This is a genomic window from Dyella kyungheensis (assembly GCF_049913195.1).
GTDB lineage: Bacteria > Pseudomonadota > Gammaproteobacteria > Xanthomonadales > Rhodanobacteraceae > Dyella > Dyella kyungheensis.
In genome coordinates this window covers 4,081,549-4,104,974 of sequence record NZ_CP183983.1, presented here as the reverse complement: position 1 = coordinate 4,104,974, position 23,426 = coordinate 4,081,549, and the positions used below count along the sequence as shown (strand labels likewise).

Annotated in this window: 20 protein-coding genes; 12 read left to right on the top strand and 8 right to left on the bottom strand. The window is 60.3% G+C overall.

Features of this window, described 5'->3' with window-relative positions:
• Nucleotides 1-96: 96 nt before the first annotated feature.
• On the top strand, nucleotides 97-1,587 hold the full coding sequence (locus ACN9MB_RS18545) for a hypothetical protein (RefSeq protein WP_426269854.1): 1,491 nt from the start codon (nucleotides 97-99) through the stop codon (nucleotides 1,585-1,587).
• 292 nt (nucleotides 1,588-1,879) lie between these two features.
• On the opposite strand, the gene ACN9MB_RS18540 is transcribed toward ACN9MB_RS18545, so the two are convergent.
• A complete protein-coding gene (locus ACN9MB_RS18540; RefSeq protein WP_426269853.1) occupies nucleotides 1,880-2,401 on the bottom strand; it encodes an SRPBCC family protein in 522 nt (173 codons plus the stop codon).
• Nucleotides 2,391-2,735 carry an ArsR/SmtB family transcription factor gene (locus ACN9MB_RS18535; protein ID WP_426269852.1) on the bottom strand — a complete coding sequence of 115 codons (345 nt, stop codon included), beginning with the start codon at nucleotides 2,733-2,735 and terminating at the stop codon, nucleotides 2,391-2,393. Before ACN9MB_RS18535 ends, ACN9MB_RS18540 begins: the two co-directional genes overlap by 11 nt.
• A gap of 255 nt (nucleotides 2,736-2,990) precedes the next feature.
• Here ACN9MB_RS18535 and ACN9MB_RS18530 point away from each other — a divergent pair, with 255 nt between their 5' ends.
• Nucleotides 2,991-3,860, top strand: coding sequence for a hypothetical protein (locus tag ACN9MB_RS18530; RefSeq protein ID WP_426269851.1), 870 nt, complete (start codon nucleotides 2,991-2,993; stop codon nucleotides 3,858-3,860).
• Between the two features lie 210 nt (nucleotides 3,861-4,070).
• Here ACN9MB_RS18530 and ACN9MB_RS18525 read toward each other — a convergent pair whose 3' ends face one another.
• The gene (locus ACN9MB_RS18525; protein ID WP_426269850.1) at nucleotides 4,071-5,720 is read right to left on the bottom strand and encodes an alpha/beta hydrolase; all 1,650 of its coding nucleotides are present in this window, start codon (nucleotides 5,718-5,720) and stop codon (nucleotides 4,071-4,073) included.
• A 576-nt stretch (nucleotides 5,721-6,296) separates the two neighbouring features.
• On the bottom strand, nucleotides 6,297-7,214 hold the full coding sequence (locus ACN9MB_RS18520) for a DUF1684 domain-containing protein (RefSeq protein ID WP_426269849.1): 918 nt from the start codon (nucleotides 7,212-7,214) through the stop codon (nucleotides 6,297-6,299).
• 809 nt (nucleotides 7,215-8,023) lie between these two features.
• Here ACN9MB_RS18520 and ACN9MB_RS18515 point away from each other — a divergent pair.
• From ACN9MB_RS18515 to ACN9MB_RS18500, 4 genes are all read left to right on the top strand, one after another.
• A complete protein-coding gene (locus tag ACN9MB_RS18515) occupies nucleotides 8,024-8,464 on the top strand; it encodes a hypothetical protein (protein ID WP_204637124.1) in 441 nt (146 codons plus the stop codon).
• 372 nt (nucleotides 8,465-8,836) lie between these two features.
• The gene (locus ACN9MB_RS18510; RefSeq protein WP_204637123.1) at nucleotides 8,837-9,244 is read left to right on the top strand and encodes a GntR family transcriptional regulator; all 408 of its coding nucleotides are present in this window, start codon (nucleotides 8,837-8,839) and stop codon (nucleotides 9,242-9,244) included.
• 14 nt (nucleotides 9,245-9,258) lie between these two features.
• Nucleotides 9,259-10,170, top strand: coding sequence for an ABC transporter ATP-binding protein (locus ACN9MB_RS18505; protein WP_426269848.1), 912 nt, complete (start codon nucleotides 9,259-9,261; stop codon nucleotides 10,168-10,170).
• A 21-nt stretch (nucleotides 10,171-10,191) separates the two neighbouring features.
• Nucleotides 10,192-12,060, top strand: a complete 1,869-nt coding sequence (locus ACN9MB_RS18500) for a hypothetical protein (RefSeq protein WP_426269847.1) — start codon at nucleotides 10,192-10,194, stop codon at nucleotides 12,058-12,060.
• A 152-nt stretch (nucleotides 12,061-12,212) separates the two neighbouring features.
• On the opposite strand, the gene ACN9MB_RS18495 is transcribed toward ACN9MB_RS18500, so the two are convergent.
• Both ACN9MB_RS18495 and ACN9MB_RS18490 read right to left on the bottom strand, forming a co-directional pair.
• Complete coding sequence (locus tag ACN9MB_RS18495) at nucleotides 12,213-12,527, bottom strand: HigA family addiction module antitoxin (RefSeq protein ID WP_426269846.1); 315 nt, start codon at nucleotides 12,525-12,527, stop codon at nucleotides 12,213-12,215.
• A 139-nt stretch (nucleotides 12,528-12,666) separates the two neighbouring features.
• Nucleotides 12,667-13,011, bottom strand: a complete 345-nt coding sequence (locus tag ACN9MB_RS18490) for a hypothetical protein (RefSeq protein ID WP_426269845.1) — start codon at nucleotides 13,009-13,011, stop codon at nucleotides 12,667-12,669.
• A 204-nt stretch (nucleotides 13,012-13,215) separates the two neighbouring features.
• Between ACN9MB_RS18490 and ACN9MB_RS18485 the strand changes: the two genes are divergently transcribed.
• The 3 genes from ACN9MB_RS18485 (at nucleotide 13,216) to ACN9MB_RS18475 (ending at nucleotide 15,408) form a co-directional block, all read left to right on the top strand.
• Nucleotides 13,216-13,401 carry a hypothetical protein gene (locus tag ACN9MB_RS18485; RefSeq protein ID WP_426269844.1) on the top strand — a complete coding sequence of 62 codons (186 nt, stop codon included), beginning with the start codon at nucleotides 13,216-13,218 and terminating at the stop codon, nucleotides 13,399-13,401.
• 388 nt (nucleotides 13,402-13,789) lie between these two features.
• Nucleotides 13,790-14,656 (top strand): methyltransferase, TIGR04325 family, encoded by an 867-nt coding sequence (locus tag ACN9MB_RS18480; protein WP_426269843.1) that lies wholly within the window; start codon nucleotides 13,790-13,792, stop codon nucleotides 14,654-14,656.
• A 200-nt stretch (nucleotides 14,657-14,856) separates the two neighbouring features.
• On the top strand, nucleotides 14,857-15,408 hold the full coding sequence (locus ACN9MB_RS18475) for a cytochrome b (protein ID WP_426269842.1): 552 nt from the start codon (nucleotides 14,857-14,859) through the stop codon (nucleotides 15,406-15,408).
• 2 nt (nucleotides 15,409-15,410) lie between these two features.
• Here the strand turns inward: ACN9MB_RS18475 and ACN9MB_RS18470 are convergent, their stop codons facing one another.
• Nucleotides 15,411-16,481 (bottom strand): serine hydrolase domain-containing protein, encoded by a 1,071-nt coding sequence (locus ACN9MB_RS18470; RefSeq protein WP_426269841.1) that lies wholly within the window; start codon nucleotides 16,479-16,481, stop codon nucleotides 15,411-15,413.
• A gap of 257 nt (nucleotides 16,482-16,738) precedes the next feature.
• Here ACN9MB_RS18470 and ACN9MB_RS18465 point away from each other — a divergent pair, with 257 nt between their 5' ends.
• The 3 genes from ACN9MB_RS18465 to ACN9MB_RS18455 all read left to right on the top strand — a co-directional run bounded on the left by ACN9MB_RS18465 (nucleotide 16,739) and on the right by ACN9MB_RS18455 (nucleotide 21,546).
• Entirely contained in the window at nucleotides 16,739-17,314 is a 576-nt protein-coding gene (locus tag ACN9MB_RS18465) for a hypothetical protein (RefSeq protein WP_426269840.1), read from the top strand.
• Nucleotides 17,315-17,743: 429 nt separating this feature from the next.
• Entirely contained in the window at nucleotides 17,744-19,522 is a 1,779-nt protein-coding gene (locus ACN9MB_RS18460; protein WP_426269839.1) for a S53 family peptidase, read from the top strand.
• Nucleotides 19,523-19,785: 263 nt separating this feature from the next.
• Nucleotides 19,786-21,546 carry an aspartyl protease family protein gene (locus ACN9MB_RS18455; protein ID WP_426269838.1) on the top strand — a complete coding sequence of 587 codons (1,761 nt, stop codon included), beginning with the start codon at nucleotides 19,786-19,788 and terminating at the stop codon, nucleotides 21,544-21,546.
• Between the two features lie 11 nt (nucleotides 21,547-21,557).
• Here ACN9MB_RS18455 and ACN9MB_RS18450 read toward each other — a convergent pair whose 3' ends face one another.
• Nucleotides 21,558-23,105, bottom strand: a complete 1,548-nt coding sequence (locus ACN9MB_RS18450) for a glycoside hydrolase family 30 protein (RefSeq protein ID WP_239535972.1) — start codon at nucleotides 23,103-23,105, stop codon at nucleotides 21,558-21,560.
• Nucleotides 23,106-23,426 lie beyond the last annotated feature (321 nt).

Sequence of the window (23,426 nt, the reverse complement as noted above, 5' to 3'; positions counted from 1 at the left end):
CGACCTGAAACAGACATTGGCCACGCTACAGCCAGGGGAAGTGCGGCAACGGTTCTTCGATTCGTTTTCACGACATCGCTTCTTGTCTGCTCTTTGGTGGCCCTCTCCACCGGTTTGTGGAGCATCGCGGGTACTTACTTCTATACCGGCCGATTTACCATCGAGTCGCATCACGAGGTCTGCGAGCAGCCACTCAACAACCGGTGCATAACCCACTACGAAGTGCGCCGGAGCAGCGGGAAGAGGGACGACTTCGTACCGTTCATCTACCAATTCGATCGAGCCTATCTTCTGGATGACTGGACGTTTGCCAAGACACGTTGGGGTTTTTCCTATGAGATTAACGGCGTGCAGAATCCTTGGCCTTACCTCGGTTCGCGGGTGGATGTGTCGCTATGGGGCCTCGGAGGAATGCTCGTCTGGTACGTCGTTGGGGGCACCAAAACGTTGGCTTGGTGGTTGCGTGGCGTGAAGCAAAAAAATATCTCTGGGTTTCTAAGCGGACGTCCCGCAGGCTCAGTTCTAGTACCAGCGTCGATAGTCGTGTCACTCGAACCCTCGGTCTGTAGTGGACTGCTCCCGACGCAGTGTCAGCAGAAGGTGCGTTGCCGTGGCATCCCGCGCATGCCATATGGCTCGAGCGGACCAGCTTTCCAGTTACGAGTTTGGGCTGAACTTATGGACAAGCGAGCAAAGAAACTGATTGTCGTGACGGCGGGCGTGACTGCTGTCATTGCGGTCATTGGATTGAGCTGGGGCGGCCGGTCTTCGTCGACTGATTCGTCCAACGAAGGGTGGAATCACGACCAGCCGGCGACATCCGCCGTGGCCGTTTCATCTACGACGCCAGTGACAGGGGTTCGGCCGAATGTTGCATCCCCCGCCAGCGAAGGGGAAAAGCAGGCCGCGGCACTGTCTGCGGCATTTGAAGCCGCGAAGCGCTGTGCGGTGCTCGCACGGTCAATCGATGACATGCAGAGTCAGATCAAGGCCTGCGAGGCAGGCGCCTCTGATGCGAACTTCCACGCGTCGTGCAGCCGCAATACGCAAGGTTTCGCAGAGAAGGTCGAGAAGGCCAGCAGTGAAATGGCGGGATGCAACCACGCAGATCTGGAGCAATCCAAGGAGGCGTTCTTCCAGAGCACCGTAGCCGCAGCTAGAGCAGGAAGCCCCGACGCACAAATGTGTTACGTCGCTTCGGATTTTGACCTAAACAGGCCATGGACCCGCGAAGAAGTGGCCGCTTACAAGGCTGATGCAGGAGCTTACGCGAACGCTGCCATGAACAGAGGCGACTGGCGAATCGTCCAGGCCTTTATGACTTCGCCTCGGGTCCTCGGCCATATGAATGGACTTCTTGGACTCATCGACGATGGTAATCCCGTGACCATTTACAAGATGAACCGTCTAGCGCGTCTAGGGGCATCCGGAGCCTATGCCGCACGGCTGGATTCGATAGCGCTCGACCCCGACAGCCCTCTCCCTGCGCAAACGGTCACGGAAGCAGATACCTGGGCCAGAACGATGTACCAAGACCATTTTTCGCAGTCGCCTAAGCTAGAAAGTCAGCCGGAGACGTGCCATTGATGGCACGCCTTCGGGTCCATACACGCTATTCCTTCGCCCGAAATGATCAATGAAGGTTATGTTTGTCGTTGGGACTCGTATCTTCCCTGATGATCAAGTCGGATTTGTGCTGCCAGTATCCGCTCGCATGCCTGCAGTTCTGGATAGAACCCGCGATACACCTTGATCAAATCCACTTTCGATGACGCCAAGGCGATGGTCTCAGCATCAATCCAAAGGGCGTTTTTGAATACGGACTGCTCTCGCCTGTGCGCACGGCACAGTGACGTAGAGCAGCCTGGTGCCTTCTTGTCTATTGAACAAGCTCTGCGGTTTCGCCCAAGTCCAGCAATAGCTCATCGAGCCGTTCAAGGGTAGAAGCCAGGCCGTCCTTGAGTCCCATGCCGATAGCTTTCTGCACGTCGTCGGCCGAGTTGTACTGCACAACCGTAGTGACGAGGGTTCGCTCGCCGGCGTCAGTGAAAGCGACTTCCCAGCGTGACCTTGGCATGTCGGGGTTGACCTGGCCTGCTTCATCACAGAAACCGTCCAGGGCGGCGTAGTTGTCGATGGGGTTGATTGCCTGATAGTCCAGGCGATTCCAGAAAGTTTGGCCGTCGGGGGTGATCATGGCGTAGTGCCAATGGCCGCCGACCTTGAACTCCATGTGCTTGGTCTGGGTCGTGAGCGGCTTGGGAGCGAACCATCTATCGAGCAACTCGCGTTTCGTATGGCAATCCCATACCAGCTGACGCCCTGCGGCAAATTCCCTTTTTACGACGATGCTGTTCTTTTCTTTGTCGACCGCAAAATCGAAATGAAGCTCAGCTTTCACGTTCTTCTCCATTGAGTGATTCCAAGAGACTGTCGAGGTTCTGGTACCGGCTCGCCCACAGGGAGCGCTGGTCCGCGAACCAGCGCTCAGCAGCTGCCAGGTTCTTTTGTTCGAGCGTGCATGTCCGTGTACGGCCGTGTTTTCTTGAGCGAATCAATCCGGTCCTTTCCAGGACCCCCAGGTGCTTCATGAAGGACGGCAACGCCATAGCGAACGGCTGGGCGAGCTCGCCTACCGTCGCCGGCCCCCTGCCGAGGCGTTGAACGACCGCTCTACGCGTCGGGTCGGCAAGTGCCTGAAAGACCGAATCCAATGCCGCTGAATTGTTAGCCATATGGATAACTATAGGTTGGCGAAAGTAGGTGCGCAAGGGCCGGGACCGGAGGTGGATAAATGGTCGAGCCCTGATCGGATGAGAGCTTCCAGTACGTGGCGCTCCTGGGCCAATATTGGCTGGGCGTGGGACGTCCGCTTTCGACCCGGTGCGGACAGCTCGAAATCTGGGTCAGCAAGGGGATGGCGCAACACCGGAATCTATCTGCAGGCTGGGTAGAGCTCGCTCGTCATCTCATACACAGGGGAAGAAATCATGTTGGCTCGACCGTCATTGCTGGTCGCGGTGCTTATGCTGGGCGGGTGTGCTGCCGCACCGAGTAGTCCTCCGTCGTCCAAGACAACAACGCCGGAATCCGTTTCCATCGCAGTCTCCGATGCGCTGCCTGCCTCAGGGTATTTGCCGGAGCAATCGGCCGTGGCACCCGGCACGAAGTATGTTGTGCTTCAAGCAAGCGGCGGCAGTCTTTTCCTCGGTCCTATTCTCGGTAGCGCAAACATCTCCTCCAAAACGAAGGCGATGGCCGAAGAGGTCAAGGGTACGGTCCTTTCCGTTGATCCCGAACCGGTAGCGCTGGACGCCATTCTTCATACTGGCCTGCCAGTAAACGAATCGTCCTCGACCTACACGGTTAAACCTTTTGTATTCATGCAGCACTGCGACGACGGCAAGTTTCGCCTGTCGTTGGTTTTTCATGTCCAAGGCAATGGCGCAGGCTCTTCATGGGTCGGGCGCTACATCTATGATCTGCCGACGGCGTATGACGATTCCCGTCTGAAATCCATGAGTCCAGCAGATCTGGCCAACTATCGTGCAGAGCTCTCCGCTGGCGCAGCGGCCTTGTCGGATCTGATGCAACGGGATCTGAAAGGCGAACTTCCCATGAAGGGCACGGCGGTCAACTTTGGATCGCTCTATATCATGGGGGTCAAGATGGGAGGCATGGGCATCTATACCCAGCCGCAAGAGATTCATTTTCGCGGGCAGCTGATTGAAGAAACAGATTCTTATGTGACTGTTCGTCTAGATGGCCATATGCATAACACGCTCATGGGCGGTGGTTTGGCTTTCGGCGTGCATCGCACCAGTCGAAAGCTTGCACACACGCTTACGCCGGTAGGCTAAGAGGCGCAACCGAAGGTCGACTGGCTTGGTGGAGGGCGCGCTGACGTGGCGGGTCGAGGTGTTCCACGCATCCAGCATTTTTCGAGGAAGAAGAAGGCCCGGTGGGCGGGCCTCCTTCATCTCCAGCTGGTTATATCCCTGGTCGTCTTGGTGGCATTTACTACCAATGACGATGGCTGACCGCTGAAGCAAACGCGACAGCCGGCCTGCTCAGTGCAGAATCAATGGCGCCGGTGCCTTGCTGCCAGGCCGCGCGATCGCGTACATCTGCCAGCTGATGTCCTTCAACAACGCGTAGCGATCGTCGCCCAGCGTGTAGAGATCGAAGTGGCCTTTGGCGGGCAAGAACCGGAAGTCCGACTTGGCGCCCAAGCCATCCAGTACCGCTTTCAACTTATGCGCGGGGCCCTCCAGATAGGCGCTATCGACGCTGCCCACATAGAGGTGGATCTTGCCGTCCAGATCGCCTTTGAGCTGCGGCCATTGCTGCTGCAAGCGATAGGCGATGTCGTAATGGTCATGCCAGTAGCTCATCACCTTGGGATCGATCGCGCCGGTGTCGCGATCGAACATCGGCATCGGCCGACCGTCCTTGCCGCGCGGCGAGAACACCCATTCGAACGAGGACATCTGGCCGCCGTACTCGCCGGCGACCCGCTCCTGCTTGGAAAACTCTTCAAGCGTGGCGATCACCTTGCCCTGGTCACGAAGAAACGGCCGCTGCTTGCCCTGCGCATCGCGATAGAGGTTGGCGTTTGGCGCGTACAGATCCACGCCAACAAAATCGTGGAAATCGCTGGGGTCTGGCGAGGTCGACCAGGTGCCGCCGAAGATAGACGGGTAGGTGGTCTGCAGCCACAGCGTGGCCCAGCCGCCGGACGAATGGCCGTTGAGGAAACGACCGTTCGGCGTGGCGTCCATGTGGTATTTCGCCTCCAGCGCAGGGATCAGTTCGGCGGTGAGCGCCTGCCCCCAGGGGCCGTTGTTGACCGAGTCGGCGAACTCCACCGTGCCGGTGTAGCCGGACTCATCCAGGAACACCCAGATCATCGGCGGCATCTGGCCCTTGCTCATTGCCGCATAGACACTGGCCAGCACGGGAACCATGCGGTCGTTGTTGCCACCGTAACCATGCGTGTAATACACCGTCGGATAGCGCGTGGCGGCATGGGCATCGTAACCCGGCGGCAACAGCACGCGGCCACGCATGGCGATCGGGTGGCCCCAGAAAGCACTCAGCGCCGGGCTGGTGAAGTCGATCGCCTGCGTATGCGCGCGCGCTTGCGGCAGCAGTTGGCGCACCGCAGCCGGGGTCTGGGCAGACAGCATCCACGGATCGCTCGTTGGCAAGGCACGCGTGAGCTTCAACACCGGCGCTGAAGTGGCGGGCAGATGCACCGGCACCACCTCGCTGACCAGATCGCCGGGGACACGACCGTCGACCACGTTGTAGCCGTGATCCACATCGAGCACCGCCTGCATCAAGTAGTCGCCCGGCGGTAGCTTGGAAAAAGCCGCCGGAAATGCCAGTTGATCGTCGTCAAGCGTCACCGGCTGGCCTGGCTGCAGATGGGTCACCTCGCGCGCCGCTACCCAGGCCTGCCCGGGGTCAAACGGACTGGCGTCGACCATCTCGACCTTGCCGTTCTTGGCTGCCGCCTGCGCCGCCTTGGCGTCGCTGGCAAATAGCAGCAGGCGACCGCTGACCGGTTGCTGGGAGGCGCCGTCCAGTTCGATCTGGAACAGGCTCTGCGCTGGCGCGGACTGTTCGGCGCGCGCCAGCTCCGTCCAAGCCGTTCCAGCGCCAGTTACGCACACTGCCAGCAGTGCGGCGGCAATCTTCGTTCGATATTGACCCACAAACACTCCTAGGCGGCCATAAGCGCCGCCGGTAAAAACATCGTTGATCAAGGAAGCCAGTGCGAGCCGGCGTCTCAAGTATTCTTATTTGGCGTTGACTGCCGCCGATAGCGTCGGCCGCAAGTCCTGAATGTTTGCTTGCGTGAGCGTTGCAGTCATCGTCATGGCAACAGACAGCCCACCAACAGTCGGTCGTATGTATCCGCTCGTGATTTGTCTCCAATGAAGGCCAATGGGGCGAAGGCTCTTTTCTACTTCGCTGGCAGCATTCACCCGGTTACGCACTTTTTGTCGACGGAAATGAGAGCTGCTCCAAACTCTTCGTGCGTGACGAGGCCGGAAATTTGCATCTCATGCAGCTACGGAGAGACTCGACCCGCGCCCCAGGGGCCGTATCGAATGGAGCCTCGCCAAGCAATCCGTGTGTACTTGGCGAGGCGAGGGCATAGTGTCTATCCGATGCCTGTCTTTGCGCCTGCGTGATTTTGCGGCCGCTGCACTCAAATCTTGAATAGCATCGTCAGCAGCGCTGAGCCAGACAGGGTTTGCGACGATAGTCCCGTAGACCAGTGCTGATCAGATATCTTCATGCACCTTCTGTTCGCCAGCGTTTATACGCAGAGTGAGACGATTTTCGGGTATCGCTATGGGGCAATTAGGGAAAGGTATGAACGCACAAGGAGGATTGACGGCCTTATTGAAATCCAAGACGATTTTTCCATCTTTGGCCGCAGGGGTCAGTAAGAAGCGGGCGCCACCATAGGTCTCTTTTCCTGAGGTGCGATCCGCAAAAACGAACAGTACTTCGTCATCCGACTCCATGTATGGCATGAGTTCGTAACGCTTTCCGTCTCGATAGAACACCGCCTTGCTCTTGATTTGGACCTTTTGCACGGAGCCTTGTATGTATGCAACCTCGACTTCACGCGGCTCTTTCAGCGGCTCCCAATCTGCCGTGATTTTCCAGCTTTGATCAATCGGGAAATAATTGAGGCCTTTGAAATTAACGAGTCGCGGGGCCTGGGTATCGGTAACCAAGAGCCGCTTTTCACCTTTGTGGTAATCGCCCTCGTAGGAATATATTTTCAATGTTTCGGTGTTGGCATGGATCGTGGAGGGTGTCTTGCTTCCTTCAACAGGATCCAGCAACAAGGTTCCGTCAGGGAAGAAGGCTAAGCCATTCACGTGAAATGGTTCGATGCTGCCTTTCCCTGAGGGCGAGTGGTCGATCGTGGCTTGGCTGCCATTAGCCAATGCAAGACTAATGGACCCATCGTCAGCATAAGTAAGGTTGCCGAGATGGGAGGGGCCAGATGGCAACACGATGTCCTCGTCCGCTGCAGATCCAAGGCGGCTGATTCCCTTTCGCAAAACTTCAGAGTTGGTGACACTAAGCCAGCTTTGAGGGGACTTCAGCTTTTCTATCCGCTGTTGCTGCCATTGCTGTATCTCAAGTTGATAGCTGTCGGCAGCAGCTCGTGCAACTTCACTCATTGCACAGGTTGATGCCAAAGCCACTAAACACGACGAAAACATACGCTTTAAGTTCACGAGCCCTTACCTTGCTTGATAGTGAAAACAGGGGCGTGTCAGCTAGTCCTTCAACCTCCACGAACAAGCGCAGCCGCCATCGCGGCCTGCCCTATGGCGTAAACCCGATGCAGACTGAAGAAAGTTGCGCCCCTCGTTGCTCACGTCATAAGAACGATTAGTTCGTCCCTGGAGGCGGTTGGTTACCCGCGTAGGCTCGGCGTCCTTAGTCATCGTTCATTTTGCTGGTGCCAGAGCCCAGATTCTTGCCTCTGGCTTTCGGAAGAGGGATCGCCACAGTGTCCGCTTCGACCAGCGACTTCAGACGGTCAATGCAACACATTGCGAACCCTGCCGGGCTAGATGACAAGGAGGGGCAATGTCGAGGTCGATCGAAGAGGCCCGGCGCCACTCTCACGCTGCTGCAAACGGTCCGTTTCTGAACCTGGAAAGTCTCGAAGCGCTGCCTGAACTCATCGGGCGCCGAGGAGGCAACGATGCTCAAGGCACGTATGAGTTGGGAACGTGCACGTCGTGACGATCCAGTGTTGGACCGGGGGACCCCGAGCATGAACTGCTTGGAAAGCCGGGCCTTCCGTAAAACTACGGTTTGCTGAAGCGCGCCTTTGCGGGACGATGTGCTGTCGCGGTCGTATGGGCGCGCGGAGTTTCGATGATCTTCATCGCGTTCGTCGTCATAAGGACTTGGGTGTCACTTCATCCAACATGCGGTTGATAGCTGGAACTCTCACCCTCAGTCACGGAGGCATCCTATGAAAGGTCGACACCTCGTTCAGACGTCCTTGGTGCTGTGCGCGCTGACCCTCTCGCAGATCGTCAGTGCTGCTGATCTGGAATGCACCATGCGGTTCAGCCTGTCCGGCTGGTCAGTGATCTACAAGCACACGAGTGGCAAAGGTGTGGTTACTTGCAAAGACGGTCAAACCATGAAGGTCAAGATCGAAAGTCATGGTGGTGGACTGACGGCGGGTAAATCGCGCATCGATAATGGCATCGGCAATTTCAGCGACATCATCAAGATAACCGACGTGCTCGGCACTTACGCACAGGCGGACGCCAGTGCGGGTGCCGTGAAATCCGGTACGGCGCAGGTGCTCACCAAGGGCCAGGTCTCCCTTGCGCTATCAGGTGCGGGCCAAGGCATCGATCTCGGCGTAAGCATCGGTGGCATGACGATTTCGGAAGACAAGTAGAGTTGAAGCCTTTCTCGAAATGAAGCTCCAAAAGCGACGATAAGAGACAGGCAACCTCCTGCATGGCGAGGTTGCTCCCACTCTGCCGGGAGCATCCCTCGCGCCACCGCGTGCGAAAAGTCAGGGGCGGCGGAATGCGCCCACGATGGTTCCGTTCGGGTCCATGGAAAGGCAACTTCCTCGCTGCCATTCTCATGGCGCACTAGGTACTCGTCCCATCTCTGGGGCGTGACTCCAATTAACTCGTGCGATGTGACTGGACCCAGCTTGGCTGCCGGGCGGGCATCGTGTGCTGAACCCGCCAAAACGCATATTGACTCGTTCACTGAGTTGACTGTACTAATACGCGCAGTACAGTGGTGGATGAGGGTTATGACCAAGAAGCAAGGGTTGGCGATCAGCATTGCCACCGGCGACAGCCGGTCGATCAGCAAGCAGATCGTGGATGCGATTCGCATCAAGGTGGCCAAAGGAGAGCTTGATTCAGGCGCGCAGCTGCCGAGCGTGCGCGGACTGGCCATGCAGCTCTCGATCAATCCGAACACCGTGGCCAAAGCCTATGCGGAGTTGACAGCCGAAGGCTGGCTACAGGCGCGCCAGGGTTTGGGCCTGTATGTGGCCGAGGCGCGCGCGAGGCTCTCCACCGAGGAACGAGACCACCGTTTGAACGAGGCGGTGAATCGCTTTGTCAATGAAGTCGTGGCGCTCGGGGTAAGCCACGACGCCGCGCTGACGCGGTTGGACCAGGCCCTGCGTCACGTCATGCGCCGGTCGGCGTAAGCAAGGAGGCTTGCGTGAAAACATCAACACCCATCATTCATACCCAGGGCCTGGCCATGCAGTTCGCCGGCAAGGCGGCGATCAATCATCTGGACCTGACGCTTGAACCCGGGATCACGCATGCCATCGTGGGTGCGAACGGCGCGGGCAAGTCCACGCTGTTTCGCATACTGCTTGGTTTCATGCAGCCCAGTGCCGGACAGGCTTGGATTCTCGGCTGCGCCAGCCATGCACTGACGCCGGAAGTGCGCGGCCGCATTGGCTTCGTCAACGAAGAACACACCTTGCCGTCGTGGATGCGCGTCGAGCAGTTGGTGGCCCTGCAGCGCAGTCTGTATCCACGTTGGCGTCAACCGTTGTATGACGAAATCATCGGCCACTTCGACGTCGGTCCGCGGCAGCAGATCGCTGAACTCTCTCGCGGCGAACGCGCCGGCGTGAATCTCGCGTTGAGCGTGGCACAGGCACCGGAGCTCTTGATTCTCGACGAGCCGACGCTGGGTCTGGATGTGGTGGCCAAGCGCGCCTTCATCGAGGCGTTGCTCTACACGGCGGAGGAAGAGGCGCGCTCGCTGATCTATTGCTCCCATCAGATGGATGAAATAGAGCGGATCGCCGATAACTTGATCATTCTGGAGCGGGGCACATTGCGTCACGTTTCGCCGCCGGACGAGTTTACCGACGGTATTCGCTACTGGATCGCCGAGATGCCGTTCCGCGGGCCTGATCCGCATAGCGTGCCCGGCCTGCTGGAAGTGCAACGCATCGATGGCCTGCATCATTACCTGGTGCTCGATACCGACGATAGCTTTGGCGACTTTCTCAAGCAGCACGGTGCGCGCTCCATGCACAGCATGCCGGTAAGTCTCGATCGCGCCATCAACGGTTTTCTCGCCAAGGGCCATCGAGTGCCTGTGGCAGCCTGACATTTCGAGGAATTCTTTGCCATGTGGTTATTGTTCAAGGCTGAACTTCGCCGCTTCCGCACCCCGGGCGTACTGACCCTGCTCGCGCATCTGGTTGTGCTGGGTTTCTTATCGCGGACCAGCGATCTAGCCCAGCAACCCCTGCTTTACTACCGTACTTTCGCGGCGTGCTACGTGTTGGTCGGCGTTCTATTGGGCGCCTATCAAACGTTCACCTATGCGCGTCCCGCAGCCTGGATACAGCTGATCCATCGGCCCCTGTCTCCCGCGCGTATCGGCTCGGCGTTGCTGGCCGCCGGCGCGGTCTGGCTCGTGCTCGCGGTCGCTTTGCCCCTGCTGTTGATCGCAGCCTGGCAGAGTGAGTTCACCGCGCGTGTGGTGGATCTTCGTCACTGGATGATGGCGCTGCCTGCACTCAATTGCGCGTTGATTGGCTACGCCGCAGCTGCCTATGCGGTGCTGGCCAATCGCCGCATCGGTTTTGGCGTACTCATATTCTTCCTGTTGATCACGGTGGCGCGTGCGCAGTCGTTTGATGCCCTGTTGCTGCAATGGCTGGTGCTTGGCTATCTGGGTGTTCTGCTGTGGCTGGTGTTTCAGCCTGCTCACGCGGCCGTGCCCGCATCCCCCTGGCGACTGGCGACAATGCTCGCGCCAACCGTGTTCGTGCTCTACGTGTTAATACTCAGCACCGCGCGTTTCGGCATGCAGTGCACCTGGATCATGCTTGGTGACGCGCCGGCTACCGCAACCGTGCCGCCTGCGAACTCTGTACAAGAAAGTCTCCGCTCCACCGACAAGGACCTGATGCTCGCGGGTTTGGCGGCGAGCCATGATCCCTCTGCTGGACGTTGGGCCAGCGAGCTGCGCGCGCAGGAAAAGCTCGAGAGATACGGCCCTTTTTTCACGGAACTGCCCCGTCGGCAAGCCTTCGCAAACGTGCTGACGTTGAGCTTCAATGATGCAGCCAATGACACTTTGTGGACCTTCAGTCACGACCATATGCGGTTTGAGGGCCGCGGGCTTGCCGATGATCGAAGCCCCCGCGGTTCGCTGGCGCCGCCCCAAGCCAGCGCTTTTGCAAGCCCTACGATGCCTATCGCCGGCGTGCTTGGCCTCGACCATCTTGATAGCGTTGTGATGCTGGGCGAGCGCGAGGCATGGGTCTATGAACCTCGTTCGCGGGTGGTGCGGCCGCTGCTTGCGCTGAGCGGTAGTGAAGTCTTTGCCTCCCCGCCGATGCGCGTGGGTAATCATCTGGCCGCACTCAGCGATCAGGCTCTGTATGTCGGTAACGAACTGACGTTTCCCGAGCACGGCAGCGCGCGCATCTCGCTGGGTGGTCCCATTGACGTGCTATCTCGTGTGGCTCTGGCTGACGTGGACGACGGCTACCTCGTCTCGTTGACGTTCCTGCGCAACTTTCGTCAGGAGTCTTTTTCGCGCGTTCAACGCGTGCTGCATGTCGATAGCGTTGGTCGTTCGCGGATCGTGGCGACACGCCTTCTGGCACAGGATTATCCGGCCTGGTTTCGTTTTGCGGATTGGTGGATGTCGCCGCTGCTGGACCGTGTGGCGATCACATTGAAGGGGCTGTTCGCTGCTCAGCCTGGGCTTGAGCCGCCAGAACGGGAACTGCCTCCTGCCGATATGGTCTCGCTGGCTGCCGTATGCGCCGCGTTGTCGATGTTCGCGACCGCGATCCGCTCGTCGCAACGGCGTTTGTCGCCGAAAGTCACGCTGTCGTGGATGCTGGTCAACGCGCTGCTCGGCCCGGCGGGAGTCGCAGCGTTCTACTTGGCGGGCGGGCCTTCGGTTGCACGCCGTTCGATCGTCCGGACAGGGCAAGCCGCGTGGCACGACGGGGTGATCCAACACACTCCGAAGTAAACCGGGCGGAAAATGGTGTCAGGGACAATTTCTGCCGATTCGTGGAAATTGTCCCCGACACGTTTTCAGACACCTCTTCGGCACCACTGATCGCTGTCCCTCCCGGCGCCCGTGCTTTCGTACCAGCGCGGATTCGTGTTGCCCTGACTCGCTTAATCAACGAGCGGACGATAGGCGCGGATCGCAGGTTTCGCTTTTTCCAGATCGTATCGGGCCTGAAGCGCCAGCCAATAAAAGGCGGTGGTGTCGAAGATGAGGGAAAGGCGTAGCGCGGTCTTGGGGGTGATGGGGTGGGTGTCGGCGATGAAGGCTTTGATGTGATCGGAGGGGATGCCGGAGCGGCGGGCGAGTTGAGCGGGGTTGAGTGCGTGCGGGATCAGGTAGGCGTGCAGCAGGATGTCGCCGGGGGCTCGCAGCGGCTGCGAGGGGTCCACTTCCGAATGCGGGGTGAGCTGGATCAGTTCCATAACTGTTCTCCCTGTCGGACACGGCCGCGCAGCGGCCCAAGCGCTTACAGCGCTCCGTGTCAGTGAATGCTTGGCAGCTTCGTCGGTGATTGCCCGAAAGAGGCGCATCGCCATGCCGGCCGATGCGCCGTAACGGCGATCATCGGAGGCGTGTGGTGTTCACTCTGGGCTCGTCAGCGAGCAGGCGGGCGTACTGCTGGAGGCAGTGGATCGCCGTGCTCAGGCTGGCCGTGACGGCCACGGGAAGTGGCCATGGCAGTGGTCTGCCGGGGAATCCCCGCGCCTGCGCATTGCGGCACTGCTCGCTGTCGACACGCAAGCGCGTGAGGGCGAGCACCGCCAGGGCGATGTCACCGCGAGTGCCATGACGCAGGGTTTCGGGCCACGCCACCGCCGTGGATGACGGGTCATCAGGCGGAGAAGTGAGAGTGTCGTCAGGGGGAACGGACGAGCGAATGCGTCCCGTATGATCGCGGATAGCCATGATCAACTTCCAGATAGTTGGTGATGGTTAGCGGGTCGTGGGTGTTGCTAGCACTCACGGCCCGCGCCTCATGACTTGGTAGTCATGGTCATTTGCGAGGGCGTGCAATACGGCAGCGCAAATGACCGACTGACCCTAACAAGCAGGGTTGGCATCGTCTGTCAGGGATCAGCGAGATAGGTGTCCACTTGGGCAAGGTGGCGCGTGACGGCGCGGGGCCGGCCGAATGTCAGCACCATTCCCTTACTCACCCATGTGAAGCGCTTCTTCATCGACCTGTGCCACCTTTCCGCCGACTCGATCCAAGTGAATCTCGACAGACGCGGCGCTCATCTGGTCTGCCTTGAGGCAGTTCGTGATGTCGACGACACGATCATGCAGGTGATTTGAAGCTGCATCGGATGGCGCTGGCGGGACTGGCGCAGGATGCGGTACGCATCGAGCCTCCCTGGATCAGTTGAAAAGGCGCTGGCCAAACGGAAGAGAATCCCATCGGTTCGTTCAGGAAGTCGTCTGCCCTATGGTCTACGGCCAACTGGCGATCTTTCTAGTGCCGCCTTCGTGCCGTAAGTTCTTGCGCATGAGAGGCGCAATGCTCTTGTCCGTGGTCGTCATGCTGGTAATGGCATTCGAATGATCGCTGCTTTAGTGCTCGCCTTGATCGCCATCGTGATCGCGACCACGTCGGCGAGAACGCCAGGCGGTGCATCCATGCCGTAGCGAACGGCACAGATAGCCGTCACATCAGTCTTTTGAAGACACCTGTAGGAGTGTCGCCATGAGTAGCAACGCATCGGGTTGGGGACTCTACCGATTGCGCCAAAGCCTGATCCGTGCGGCCGCCGATGTCGGGCAGCTACCGGGGATGCATTCGATCGCGGAGCCGTTCTATCGGCGTTATTTCAAGCGACCATGCCGCCGCGGAAATTTGTACTACGGTATCTTCGAAAGCTACGACGAGGCGCTGGCGCAAGCCGAGCAATTGTCGTCAGCGTCCCTTCCCGCCAGCTACGACGTCGAAGGCGCCGCGCTCAAATATCGCGCTCAACTTGAAACGTTGCGCACATGCGACTATCCCGCGTTGTATTGGCTCCGCGAGATTATCGAAGCAGGCGGCCGCAAAGTGTTCGACCTTGGCGGGCACCTCGGCCTGGCCTATTACGGTTACAGCAAATATCTTTCCTATCCGCACGATCTGCGCTGGCGGGTCCATGATCTGCCGCAGGTCATGGCGGCAGGGCGTAGCTTGGCCAGCGAGCGCGGTTGTTCGGGGTCGCTGCAATTTGTCGAATCGCCATCGGACGCCGACGATGCGGACGTATTGATCAGCGCCGGCGCTCTGCAGTATCTGAATTACCGACTGCCGGCGCTTATCCAGCGCCTGCGCAAGCCGCCGCGCCACGTCATTTTCAACCTCACGCCGCTGCATGATTCGAAGTCATTCTTCACCCTGCAGAACCTCGGCATCGCCATCTGTCCCTACCGCATCGATCACGCTTCGACGCTGTTCGACGAAATGCGGAACCTTGGCTACAAAGTGAGAGACCACTGGACGCTAGCCGACCGCCGGATACGCATCCCGTTCGCCGAAGCTTATAGCGTTGACCATTATCACGGATGCTATCTGGAGCTGGCGCCTCCCTGATGAGCGGAATGGCCCGCCATCGGGATCGATGGATGGCGATGGACGGGTGCGTGGCTGTGGGCCCCCGATCCCAACAGGGAAGCGCGCAGCCGCGCTTGTCGCCGTGTGCCGGAATAAAACGGACCGTAACCGGGTTATGTGGATAGCGCCCCGTGCCGAAGAGCCTGGCGCGAAGTCCATTCCATAAGGTCCCTACACCCATGCCGTTGCCCGCGCGTATTCCCGCAAGCTACACACGCACCGCCAAAGTCCTGCATTGGCTGGTGGCTCTGTTCATACTGACCAACCTCGTCATCGGCCTGCGGATGGAGCGTTTCCCTGGCTACTCGCACAAGTCGCCGGAATGGAATGGCATCTTGTTCTGGCACGGCTCGATCGGCGCGGTGGTGCTGTGGCTGGCCATAGCGCGGATCATCTGGCGCACGGGCCATCGGCCGCCGCCGCTGCCGGGCAGCATCCCGCCCTGGCAAGCGTGGATCGCGCACGGCGTCCATGCGCTGCTCTATCTGGCCATGCTGGCGTTGCCGCTGTCCGGCTACGCGCATCGCGTAGCGGGAAATCATCCGGTGAGTTTTTTTGGTCTATGGCGCTGGCCTGATCTTCTTGCCCCCAACGAGTCGCTGCGCGTTCTGTTCGGAAGCATCCATGTCGATCTTGCCCTGGCGCTCGGTGGCCTTCTCATTCTCCATGTCGGCGCAGTGCTGAAGCATCTGCTGGTCAATCGCGACGGTGTGGCCAAACGCATGCTGTGACGCTAGTGGATCGCGCGCTTGGCGATGTCCCCGACCAGCGCATCGGAATCGATCACGCTGGTGTTGCCCAGCATGATGATGGTGATGTCCTGGTCCATCACGTGGAAGAACTGGGCCTGCGCGCCCATGATGAGTCCGGGCCGCTTGACCACGGGATGCTTGGCACCCTTGGCGGTGAGTTGGTAGGACCACAGGCCGTCGCCGTATTCGTCCAGCCCGGGTTTGATCATCTGCTGCAAGGTGGCGGGTGCGATCAGCCGGCCATTGAACAGGGCATCGGCAAACTTCCGCAGGTCGTCCGTGGTGGAATACATGGCGCCGGCGGCATACCAGTTTTCCGGATACACCGGGATTTCCCGGGACAGGATTTTCCTTTCGTCGGGATACCAATACGTATCGGCGAGCCGGTCCACGATGTCGCCATGGTGAAGCACGCCGCTGTCGATCATGTGCAGCGGATCGAGGACGCGCTCCTTGAGCACGTCCTCGTAGGGCTGGCCATACAGGCGCGCGATGATCTTGCCGAGCACCACATAGTCGGCATTGTTGTAGTTGAACTTCTCGCCGGGCACGCTGATGAGCTTGCCGCTGCTGATCTGCGCCAGCAGTTGGTCGCTGGTGTGCGGCAACTGGTAAACGGGAATGCCTTCCTTCAACGCCGTCGCCTGGTCGGTGACTGCATCGAAACTCGGCAGGCCCGAGGTGTGGTTGAGCAGTTGCTGGATCGTCACCTTGCTGCCTGCCTCACCGGCAAAGTCGGGCAGGTAGGTTCTGATGGGCTGATCGAGATCCAGCTTGTGCTGCTCGACGAGCTGCAGGATCAGTACCGAGGTGAACAGCTTGGTGACCGAGGCAATCTTGAATCGCGTCTGCGGCGTATTGGCCACCCGCGAAGGGATGTTGGCAAGCCCGTAGCTCCTGTCCAGGCGGGTGCCGTCGTGCCACTGCACCAGGATCGATCCGCTGTAGTGGTGTGTATTCGCATACCCATCGACAAAGCTCGCCACGGCATCGTCCTGGGCGAACAGGCGGGCGGAGCACAACAGGCAAACCATCGCGACAATGCAGCGCATAACCAGCTCCCGGGCAGGACACGGCGGGCGAATCGGCGGTGGCATGTCCAGCGTTGAGCCGCGCGATTCGGTTGATCGCATTGAGCGTAGCCATCTTCTGCTTGCGTGCCAGATGTCATGCGACGAAAACCGCCCTGGGGCGACGAAGCGGGCGGCCGCCGGGATGAAACGCCGGGTAGGGTCCGATTCACTGCGCTTGCGGCGGGGCTCGGTCGGCATCAAGCTTTGTGGGGAAGGGGCAGCCGCCGCAGGGGGAAATGGTGAAGCGCATCGTCGCAGTCTTTATTCTCTTTGCGTTGCCATGCGTATCAGTACGGGCTGGTCCGGCTTCCCGAACGTTCCAGGAAGAAGATGCGTCGGTCCTGCAGGCCGCTTTGATATCTCAATGCCAGACCGAAGATGGCTACGTCCTGTTGTCGTCTACAACGGTTGCCCCCGAAAAGACGGACGACATGGGGGAAGCCGATGAATCAGGTGCTTTTGCCGACCTGAAACGCAGAAACGGCGCCGCCGCCTCTCTGCCGGAAAGCGTTTCCTGCAAGGGAGCACGACTGCACCGTGAGCAGGACATCCTACGGTTCTTCGATCGTGCACCCATTGCAGCGGGCAAGGTGTCGTTGAACGAGGCCTGGAAGAAGCTGTACGGGTCTTTCCCAGGGGCAACCGGTTGGACATCGGTGAGCCTTCCGGGTTATTCCGCGGAGAGAGACATCGCCGTTGTCTATGTGGCCCATCACTGCGGCAGCCTCTGCGGGCAGGGCTATTACCTCTACCTGCATCGCCTCGGTGATCAGTGGAAGGTGCTCGTTCGCTTTCCAATCTGGACTTCGTGAATAGGTTCGCTTTTGAGTCCGGCTTCGGGCAATGAAAGCAGCATGCTGTAGACGTGCAAGCGAACTCATTCAAAGACGCTGCAAGTCACAGAGAAGTGGCCGATCATCGCCGTCGAACACGCATATGGGCATCTATACGTCCATCAAATAATCGTGAACTTACGCCAGCGCAAGTCCGAAGCAAGCATCTTCTTGCGCCACGTAACGAGAACGCAATCACATTATGAGATCGACGACTTTCCTATAAAAAAAAGACAGCCAGGGCGCTGACGGTCGCAAGGTCGACCTCTCTCACGCGCGCTTCTGTACCCGACTACCCGCACGGCACGACTCTTCGACGACGGTCGAGGACGGGACGTGTTTTGGCGAATTCGGGCTGTGCAAGCCTGCTTTGGGCTTGTCTTTTCATTTTATTGGGGAGTTACCTGCATGAAAGAAAAAAGCAACGGCATGTCCCGGGCTATCGTCGGGGGACGCGTAGCCGGTTTGTTGGCGTTGGCATTGGGTGTCCAGGGGGCGCTGGTGGCGCAGTCCGCGTTTGGCGCGGATGCGTCGACGTGGTCCGCGACGCGCACCCAGGTTCCCTACACGGGGGATGCCTCGTTCCAGGGTTACGCGGCCGATCAGGAGCCGGTGTCCATCACCGTGTCGCTGAAGCTGCGCAACCAGGATGTGCTGGAAAGTTTCACGCAGGAGCTCTTCAGGCCGGGCAGCCCGTCCTTTCATCAGTTCCTCAGCAGCCAGGACAGCACCGCGCTGTTTGCGCCTACCGAGGCGCAGGCGAAGTCGGTGGCGGACTATCTGGCGCAGCAGGGCTTCACCAACATCCAGATCGCGCCGAATCGTCTGCTCGTCACGGCTGACGGCACCGTGGGCTCGGCTCGCAACGCATTCCGTACCTCGATTGGCCACTACACGCGCCATGACCGCAGCGGCATTGCCAACACCAGCGGCGTGCAGGTGCCTGCCGCGTTGAGCCAGGTGGTGGACCAGGTGCTTGGCTTCAACACGCTGCACCAGGCCAAGGTGTTCTCGCTGCCGGCGAACCAGATCAAGCCGGCGTACACCGTGGTGTCGACGCAGACGAACTCCTCGGCTCACGCCTACTATCCCCAGGAGTTTGCCACCGTCTATCACGCGGGCACGGCGGCCACGGCCAGCAATACGACGGTTGCCGTGGTGGGTTGGGGCAGCATGACCAATGCGCAGACCGACTTGTCCAAGTTCGAAAGCGGTCAGGGCATCACAGCCGTGCCGACCTCGATCGTGTCGACGACCACCGTCACCAGCAAGGATGACAGTGGACAGGGCGAGTGGGGCATGGATGCGCAGGCCATCGTGGGTATTTCGGGTGGCGTGAAGAAGCTGGTCTTCTATACCGACGGCGGCACGTACAGCGCGAGTGCGGGTTCGAGCGGCGCCACCAACAGCGGCCTGCTGTCGGTGATCAACCGCGTGGTGAGCGACAACACCGCGAAGGTGGTGAACATGTCGTGGGGTCTGCCCGAGTGCGACGGTGCACCCGGCTTCGCCGATTCCGCGCTTGCGCTGGGCGTGACCCAGGGCCAGACCTTCTCCGCCGCGAGCGGCGACAACGGTTCGTACCCGTGCCCGCTCAACGGCTCGGCGCCTGAGAACGGTGCGTATGGCAGCACGACGCAGCTCTCGGTGAACTATCCGGCGAGTTCGCCGTATGTGGTCGCCGTGGGCGGCACGACGCTCAACACCTCGTCGACCGACAGCTACGTTTCCGAAGCATCATGGGCGTATAGCGGCGGTGGCGTGAGCGCGTCGGAAGCCACGCCGTCGTGGCAGTCGTCCAGCTATGCGCATCGCAGCGTGCCGGACGTGGCGTTCAACGCTGACTGGAACAACACGCCGATCATCGTGTACTTCACGGCCAGCTCGACCTCGGGCATCTCCCAGTCCGGTTACTACTTGAACGGTGGCACCAGCCTGGCATCGCCGCTCTTCGTGGGCGTGTGGGCTCGCCTCGAGTCTGCCAACAATAACGGTCTGGGCTTTGCCGCTCCGGCGCTCTATGCCTACTCCGGTTCGTTCCCGTTCCACGACGTGGCCTCGGGCAGCAACGGCTACTACTCGGCCACCACCGGACGCGACAACGCCACGGGCTGGGGTAGCATCGACATCCAGGCGGCAAGCACCTTCATTACTGCCACGCCGGGCTTCAACACGGCTACGCATTAATCCGCTCGGCAGTTACTGCCAGTTGGAGGCGGCTTCGTGCCGCCTCCAACACTGAGGACGTTGCGCGCGATCAACACGCCAGCAGATCGCCGATTTCTCCCGCCCACGAATCGATTCGTGGGTTTTTGCGTTCAGGGGGGCGGGTGCCGGCGCTTATCCGAAAGGGGGCATTGCGTGTGCCGCGAGGCGAATTATGATCGTCCCGCAACTCATGCCCGCGGGCTTGCCCGCCGGCCATGACACACAGGGGGATGGGGATGGGAATGTTGCGTTGTTGCCTGGGCCTTGGCCTGGGGTTGTTGCTCGCCGGTCAGGCCTGGGCTGACGACTGCCATTTGAAAAGCTACGGCACCTTGCCCGTGGAGATGGTTGGCAGCCGGGCCACCACCATGGTGAAGATCAACGGGAACAACGCGCGTTTCATGCTCGATACCGGGGCCTTCTTCAACTTCATGTCCAAGGCCAATGCCGCGGCGCTGGGACTGACGCTGCAACCCGCGCCCTTTGGCTATCGCATCACCGGGGTGGGCGGGGAGGCGAATGTCCAGCAGGCGCACGTCAAAGAGTTCGGCATACTCGATACCACGCTGAACAATGTCGATTTCATCGTTGGAGGTACTGACACGGGCGAGGGCTTGCTCGGTGCCAACCTGCTCGACCTGGCGGACCTGGAACTCGACCTGGTGCACGGCAAGGTGACGCTGTTCAAGGCCGAGCATTGCGACAAGACCTCGCTGGCCTATTGGGTGAAGGACGGCAAGTACAACATCGTCGACATCGAACCCAGCAAGAACGAGCACGACCGGCGCACGTTCTTCACCGTGGTCATCAACGGCACGAAGCTGCGGGCGGTGCTCGATTCGGGCGCCAGCGCCACGGTGCTGAGCCGCCGCGCTGCCGAACGGGCCGGCATCGATGTCAATGCGCCGGGCGTCAAGGCGGGCAGTAGCAGCATCGGCGTGGGTTCCAAGCCGGTACGGACCTGGACGGTGAACGTCGATTCGTTTGCCGTCGGTACTGAAATGATCCAGCACACACAGATGCAGGTGATCGATTCGCGCATGGGCGACGATACCGACATGTTGCTCGGCGTGGATTTCATCCTCGCCCATCACATGTTCATCGCCAACGGCAAGAAGAAGGCGTATTTCACCTATAACGGCGGACGCGTGTTCACCTTTGCCGATGCGGGCGACGGCGATGCCGCGACCGGAGCTGCGGCGGCGAACGACAGCGGGGCGGACACCAGGAGCGCTGCCGACTACGCGCTGTCGGGCCAGGCGCATCTGTCGCGTGGCGAATCGAAAGCAGCCATGGCCGATCTCGATGAGGCGATCAAGAAGGCTCCCGATCAAGCCGCCTACTACACGGCTCGCGCGAAAGCGCACCTTGCGGACAAAGACCGGGACGCTGCGCTGAGCGACCTGGACCAGGCGTTGAAGCTCGATCCCAAGAACTTCGATGCGTTGCATCTGCGCGCCGAACTTCGCTTCGCGCGCAAGGACCGCACCGGTGCCGCCTCCGATGCAGCCGCTGCGGCAGCGGTGGCGCCGGCAGGTTCCTCGCAGGCGCGTTCGATTGCCGCGTTGTACATCGACCTCGACCAACCCGCCGAGGCGCTGCCGATACTCGATGCCTGGATCGACCTGCATCGTGATGACGCCATGCTTGGCCCCGCACTCAACGAACGTTGCTGGGCTCGTGCGCTCAGCAATCAGATGCTCGAAGACGGCCTAAAGGATTGCCGCAAGGCCATCAAACGCAATGGCCCCAACCCGGCCTATCTCGACAGTCTTGGCCTGATCGAGCTGCGGCTGGGGCAGTACGCCGAATCGATCAAGGCGTACGAACAAGCGTTGGCGCAGAAGCCGCATTCGGGATGGACGCACTATGGGCTGGGCCTGGCGAAGATCCGTAGCGGCCAGGCCGATGCCGGCCGTGCCGATCTGGTGGCCGCCCGTGCGATCGATTCGCACATCGATGAGCGAGCCGCCAAGTTCGGCCTGACCGCGCCGGAGCCCTGAGGCGCGCGCCCTTATCGCTGGGCGCGCAGCAGCCATTCGCGGATGCGGCGCATCAGCGCATCCGCGGGATTGAGGTTCCACTCGAAGGTCGCCACGCTGCGTGGCGGCATCGTGTAGTCGAAACGGTGCTGGCGTTCCGCCACGGAGATAGGGCGCTCCACCGTATCGCTGTTCACCACCACCAGCACGATCGATCCGCTGGCGCGGTTCTGGAACGCCACATTGTCGATGCCCTTTTCGGTGGCGGTGGATCCCACCCGCACCGCACCCGGCAAGACAAATCGGCTGAAATGCGCGAGTGCGTAGTATTCGTCGTTGCGGCTGATCGCGCCGGTCTTCGAGTCGACGGTGACCACGCCCTTGCACAGCTCGCAGCCGCCGAAGTGCGGGCCGTGGTTCTCGTCGAGCACCAGGTTCCAGTAGATCACGCCGCGCGCCCATTGCCGGATGCCGGTGACCAGCAGGTCGCGCGAAAACCAGATCAACTCGCCATTGGCGGCCGAGGCCCAGTCGCCACCGGAACACTCGGTGATATAGACGTTCTTCTGCGGGAATGCGTGATGCACGCGACCCTGGTTGAACGGGTTGCCTTCGTAGCAGTGCCAGGCCACGCCATCGATATAGCGCGTGGCCAAGGGATCGCCCAGCACGCTCATCGGCTGCTCGGGCTGGTTCCAGTTGTGGTCCCATTCCAGAATGCGCGTGGCGGGCTGGCGGTTGGCCAGCTTGGGACCGAGGTATTGCCCGATGATGCGCGCCCGGGTGTCCGAGGGCATCAGCATGCCGGGGTAGGTGATCGGTACGAAGCCGGGCTCGTTCTGCAGGGTCAGCGCGAAGATCGGAATGCCGTAGCCGCGCATGGTGTCGAGGTACTTGATCAGATAATCGGCATAGGTGCTCTCGTACTGCTCCAGCAAATCGCCGCCGATCAGGTTCTGGCTGGTCTTCATCCAGGCCGGCGCGCTCCAGGGCGTGGCGACGATCAGCAGGCCCGGATCGATCGCCAGCACTTCGCGCATCACCGGTATCACGTCCTGCAGATTGGAGGTGACGTTGAAATGCTCCAGCGCCTCGTCGGTCTGGCCGAACGGCACGTCGTCCAGGGTGTAAGGCTTCAACGAGAAATCGGAGGCGCCGATGGTCATGCGCATCATGTTGAAGTCGAGGTTGGGCGGAGGGCCGAACAGCTCCTGCAGCAGGGCGCGGCGTTGCAAGGGATTGAGCTTGTTCTGCAGCAGCCACGCCGACGAGTCGGTCATCGCTGCGCCGAACCCGTCCATGGTCTGATAGGTCTTCTGGACGTCGATCACGATGGTCGCAGGCGACTCGTCCCGCGCGCCCATCGCGATGTCAGGCTGCGGTTCCAGTTTCAGGCGGCGATCGGCCGTGCTCAACCACAGCTCTACCACAGGCCCCGCCGGCCGGGCCGTGGGTGCCGCAAGGAGTTCGACGGTGGGATGCTCGAAGCGTGGTGCGAACAGGGCAGCCAGGGTGAGCAGGGTGATCAAAGCGATGAAGGCGGCGGCAGCCCCGGCGGATCCGGTTTGGCGCTCATCCATGGCGCGCGCCAATCCCATCGCTGCTATTGCTGTTCATTTGGATCACGAAGCTTCCAGGCCTCCACTTCAAACCGGGGTGCGACCGGTGTTCAGAACGGCGCCGGGTTCGTGGTCGACCCGGCGGCAAAACCGGTAGCGCGGTTGCAGCATACCAATCTGGCGCCGTTTTGACTGTGAGAGGGCATCGCGGGGTTGCGATGGCAATACTCGATCTGACCCTGTCGGAGTGGCCGAGATCAGCATCGACGCCAAATTCTTGCGTTGCGACGCATTCGCACGCGGCACCAGACTGCTTGCTGGAAGTGCGGTTTTCTTCGCGGC

What these genes read in the sequence shown, in the direction of transcription:
- ACN9MB_RS18535 (WP_426269852.1), bottom strand. Translation starts at nt 2,735, where the DNA reads ATGGCTAACAATTCAGCGGCATTGGATTCGGTCTTTCAGGCACTTGCC.
- ACN9MB_RS18530 (WP_426269851.1), top strand. Translation starts at nt 2,991, where the DNA reads ATGTTGGCTCGACCGTCATTGCTGGTCGCGGTGCTTATGCTGGGCGGG.
- ACN9MB_RS18520 (WP_426269849.1), bottom strand. Translation starts at nt 7,214, where the DNA reads ATGAGTGAAGTTGCACGAGCTGCTGCCGACAGCTATCAACTTGAGATA.
- ACN9MB_RS18515 (WP_204637124.1), top strand. Translation starts at nt 8,024, where the DNA reads ATGAAAGGTCGACACCTCGTTCAGACGTCCTTGGTGCTGTGCGCGCTG.
- ACN9MB_RS18510 (WP_204637123.1), top strand. Translation starts at nt 8,837, where the DNA reads ATGACCAAGAAGCAAGGGTTGGCGATCAGCATTGCCACCGGCGACAGC.
- ACN9MB_RS18500 (WP_426269847.1), top strand. Translation starts at nt 10,192, where the DNA reads ATGTGGTTATTGTTCAAGGCTGAACTTCGCCGCTTCCGCACCCCGGGC.
- ACN9MB_RS18495 (WP_426269846.1), bottom strand. Translation starts at nt 12,527, where the DNA reads ATGGAACTGATCCAGCTCACCCCGCATTCGGAAGTGGACCCCTCGCAG.
- ACN9MB_RS18490 (WP_426269845.1), bottom strand. Translation starts at nt 13,011, where the DNA reads ATGGCTATCCGCGATCATACGGGACGCATTCGCTCGTCCGTTCCCCCT.
- ACN9MB_RS18480 (WP_426269843.1), top strand. Translation starts at nt 13,790, where the DNA reads ATGAGTAGCAACGCATCGGGTTGGGGACTCTACCGATTGCGCCAAAGC.
- ACN9MB_RS18475 (WP_426269842.1), top strand. Translation starts at nt 14,857, where the DNA reads ATGCCGTTGCCCGCGCGTATTCCCGCAAGCTACACACGCACCGCCAAA.
- ACN9MB_RS18470 (WP_426269841.1), bottom strand. Translation starts at nt 16,481, where the DNA reads ATGCGCTGCATTGTCGCGATGGTTTGCCTGTTGTGCTCCGCCCGCCTG.
- ACN9MB_RS18465 (WP_426269840.1), top strand. Translation starts at nt 16,739, where the DNA reads ATGGTGAAGCGCATCGTCGCAGTCTTTATTCTCTTTGCGTTGCCATGC.
- ACN9MB_RS18460 (WP_426269839.1), top strand. Translation starts at nt 17,744, where the DNA reads ATGAAAGAAAAAAGCAACGGCATGTCCCGGGCTATCGTCGGGGGACGC.
- ACN9MB_RS18455 (WP_426269838.1), top strand. Translation starts at nt 19,786, where the DNA reads ATGTTGCGTTGTTGCCTGGGCCTTGGCCTGGGGTTGTTGCTCGCCGGT.
- ACN9MB_RS18450 (WP_239535972.1), bottom strand. Translation starts at nt 23,105, where the DNA reads ATGGATGAGCGCCAAACCGGATCCGCCGGGGCTGCCGCCGCCTTCATC.